General features: G+C 62.4%; 2 protein-coding genes. Both read right to left on the bottom strand.

Annotated features, from left to right (window positions below; translation table 11 throughout):
- Window positions 1-151: 151 nt before the first annotated feature.
- On the bottom strand, window positions 152-1822 hold the full coding sequence (locus AC1DLB_RS21535; RefSeq protein WP_064619175.1) for a bifunctional protein-serine/threonine kinase/phosphatase: 1671 nt from the start codon (window positions 1820-1822) through the stop codon (window positions 152-154).
- A gap of 7 nt (window positions 1823-1829) precedes the next feature.
- Complete coding sequence (locus AC1DLB_RS21530; protein ID WP_477743794.1) at window positions 1830-3041, bottom strand: nitrate/nitrite transporter; 1212 nt, start codon at window positions 3039-3041, stop codon at window positions 1830-1832.
- Between the last annotated feature and the right edge of the window lie 250 nt (window positions 3042-3291).

Genomic DNA, 3291 nt, shown 5'->3' with positions numbered 1-3291 from the left:
GGTCATGGGAGGAGGGTGTTTGCGTGCACCGGTTCAAGGCGCGATGCCCGGTTTTGAAGCAGAAAAATCAAAAGATCGCAGCCTACGGCAGCTCCCGCAGGAGATCGTGGGCTCCCGAAGGAGCTGCCGCAGGCTGCGATCTTTTGATCTTTTAACCGTGAAACAACAAAAACAGCAGCACCAGATTCACCAGCAACGACACCAGTGCCAACGTCCGCCAAACCTTCAACGGCTCGCGCTCCAGCAACGGTCTGGGTCGCACGCTCAAACTGCGTCGTTCTCCCTGTTCCAGCAGCAACAACCATTCTTCGGCCGTTTCAAAGCGCTGATCCGGGGCTACCGCCACCGCGCGCTCCAGACTTTGCGCGATCCATTCCGGCAGGTCGGGCCGGTAGCGACTGGCGCTGACAGGCACGCCAAACCGTGGGCGCTGGAACGCTTCGATTTCGCCGTAGGGATAATGCCCGGTGAGCAGGTAGTACAAGGTCACGCCGACGGCATACAGATCCTGTTGTGGTGTCGGCAGGTCGCCGCGAAACGCTTCTGGCGCGATATAGCTGGGCGTTCCAGGCAGGGCGAAGGCTTGATCTTCGGACAGCCCCGGACAGTAGGCGAGGCCGAAATCCAGCAGGCGCAACTCGCCGTCGTCCCCCAGCAGCAGGTTCTCCGGTTTGATATCGCGATGCAGGATCTGCCGTCGATGCAGGATGCCGACAGCCCGCAGCAAGCGTTCGGCCAGGTCCTGCCATTGCGCCAGTGGCAGCGTTGTGACGCGCTCATGCAACTCAGCCAGGGTCGACCCGGAATACTCACGCATCACGTAATACAAATGCTGACGCTGACTGGCGGCATGGACTTCAGGGAAATGCCGACCGGCTACACGCTTGAGAAACCATTCCTCCGACAACAATGCCTGCCCGGCCTGGTGATCGTCACGCAGAGCGCCGGGCAAGGTTTTCAGTAGCCAGCGCTGTTGTTGTGCATCGCGCACCCGGTAGAGCAGCGATTGCTGGCTCTGGCCGAGGATCCCTTCGACCTGCCAGCCTTCGAAGGTCTGGCCCGGTTTCAGTGCAGGCGGCAGAGGCCATTGCTGCAGGTGAATCAGTGCATCGCCAATGCTGGTTTCGCCAAGGGCATCGACCCGCACCAGCAGGGCGCTGGCATTATCCTGGCTGCCGGCCAGGTGCGCGGCGCTGACCAGGGTCTGCGCGGCACTGTTGAGGTCAGGTTGATCGCGCAGAATCGCCGCGATGGCGGTGTCGCCCAGCACGGCCCAGATGCCGTCGCTGAGCAGCACGAAACTCTCGTTCAGGCGCAGTTCGCCATCCAGAAAGTCCAGCACCAGATGTTGATCCAGCCCCAGGGCCCGCTTGAGCACATGCTGCATGCCCGGCTGGTCCCAGACGTGATCCTCGCTCACCCGTTGCAAGGTGTCGGCGTGCCAGCGGTAAACCCGGCAATCGCCGACATGCGCCAAAGTGAAACGCCTGCCACGCATCACCAAGGCACTGACCGTGGTCAGCAGCGGTTGCCCACCGCCGTTGGCCTGCAACCAGCGGTTTTGCGCCAGTAGCAGGCGATCGAGTGCCTGGGCGACACCCCAGGTTTCCGGTGTGGCGTAATAATCCAGCGCCAAGGCCTGCAAGGTCGAACGGGCCGCGAGACCGCCATCGGCGCATTGGCTGACGCCGTCGGCGATGGCGAACAGGTAACCCTTGCTCGCCGCCAGTGCCGGAGCCGGAGTGACCAGGCGCAGAGCGTCCTGGTTCTCTTCGCGAGGGCCGATGGCGCTGGCTTCGGCAAAACTCAGTTGCAGGCTCATTCAATCCTCACACGCGAGCAGCGGTGACGGCTGCCGAACCCCAAGTGGTTCTCCAGCGACGTTTCACCCCGTGCAGACCGAACCAGGCGAGTACGCCGAGACTGGCGAACAACCACAAGGCCATTTGATAGCTGCCGGTACTTTGCTTGATCGCGCCCATGCCGGCCGCCAGTGCGAAGCCACCGATGCCGCCGGCCATGCCGATCAAACCGGTCATCACACCGATCTCCCGACGAAAACGCTGTGGGACCAACTGGAATACCGCACCGTTACCTGCACCTAAACCGAGCATAGTGCAGACGAAAAGCGCCAATGCTGCGTAGGAACTCGGCAGATTGAAACCCACGGTCGCAATGCAGATCGCTGCCACGGTGTACATCGCCAACAGGGTGCGAATCCCGCCGAAGCGATCCGCCAGCGCGCCGCCCAGCGGACGCATCAGGCTRCCACCGAACACGCAAGCAGCGGTGTAGTAACCGGCAGTGACCGGGCTCAGGCCGTACTGGTCATTGAAGTAGCCGGGCAGGGCGCTGGCCAGACCGATGAAGCCGCCGAAGGTCACGCTGTAGAAAAACATGAACCACCAGCTGTCGCGGTCACCCAGGGCCTTGAGGTAGTCGGCCATGGACTTGGCTTTCGGCCGCTCAGGGGCGTTCTTGGCCAGCCAAGCGAAGACGATCAGGGTCAGGATCAACGGGATCAGGGCGAAGCCGAACACGTTGCTCCAGCCATACGCGGCGGCCAGCACCGGAGCGATCAGGGCGGCCAGCACGGTGCCCGAGTTACCGGCACCGGCGATGCCCATGGCTTTGCCTTGGTGCTGCGGCGGATACCATTGCGAGGCCAGCGGCAGGGCGACGGCGAAAGACGCACCGGCCATGCCGAGGAACAGGCCCAGCAACAGCGCCTGCTCGTAACTGTGGATGCCGACTTTCCAGGCAACGAGCAGGGCGCTGATGACGATTATCTGGCCGATGATCCCGGCGGTTTTTGGCGACAGGCGATCAGCCAGCAGGCCCATCGTAAAGCGCAATACGGCACCGGCCAGAATCGGCGTGGCCACCACCAGCCCGCGCTGTTGGGTGGTCAGGTGCAGGTCAGCGGCGATCTGCACCGCCAGGGGGCCGAGCAGGTACCAGACCATGAAGCTCAGATCGAAATAGAGGAAGGCTGCGAACAGTGTCGGGGTATGGCCGGATTTCCAGAAGCTTGAATTCATCGCGCACCTCAGCTGTCAGGCGTATCAAGAAGGAGTCATGAGCTTGCAGGTGGGGCGCCGCAACGGCCGCACCACCAGCCCCGGTCTCTGGGGCCAAAACGGAAAAACGCCGCTACCTGATTCGCAAAAGGGGGCGAATGAGGTGAGCGACGTCTTTGTCGTAGGTGGGGCAACCGCCGTTGGTTACCTTGCAGGGATTACTTAGCGAGATCTGTGCCAACAAGGGAAACCGAGTCGCGGCCTTCGCGGG

The sequence above is a fragment of the Pseudomonas sp. 05N434 genome (assembly GCF_056396965.1).
The sequence above is the reverse complement of the archived record's forward strand: the minus strand, read 5'-3'. Positions and strand labels throughout refer to the sequence as shown.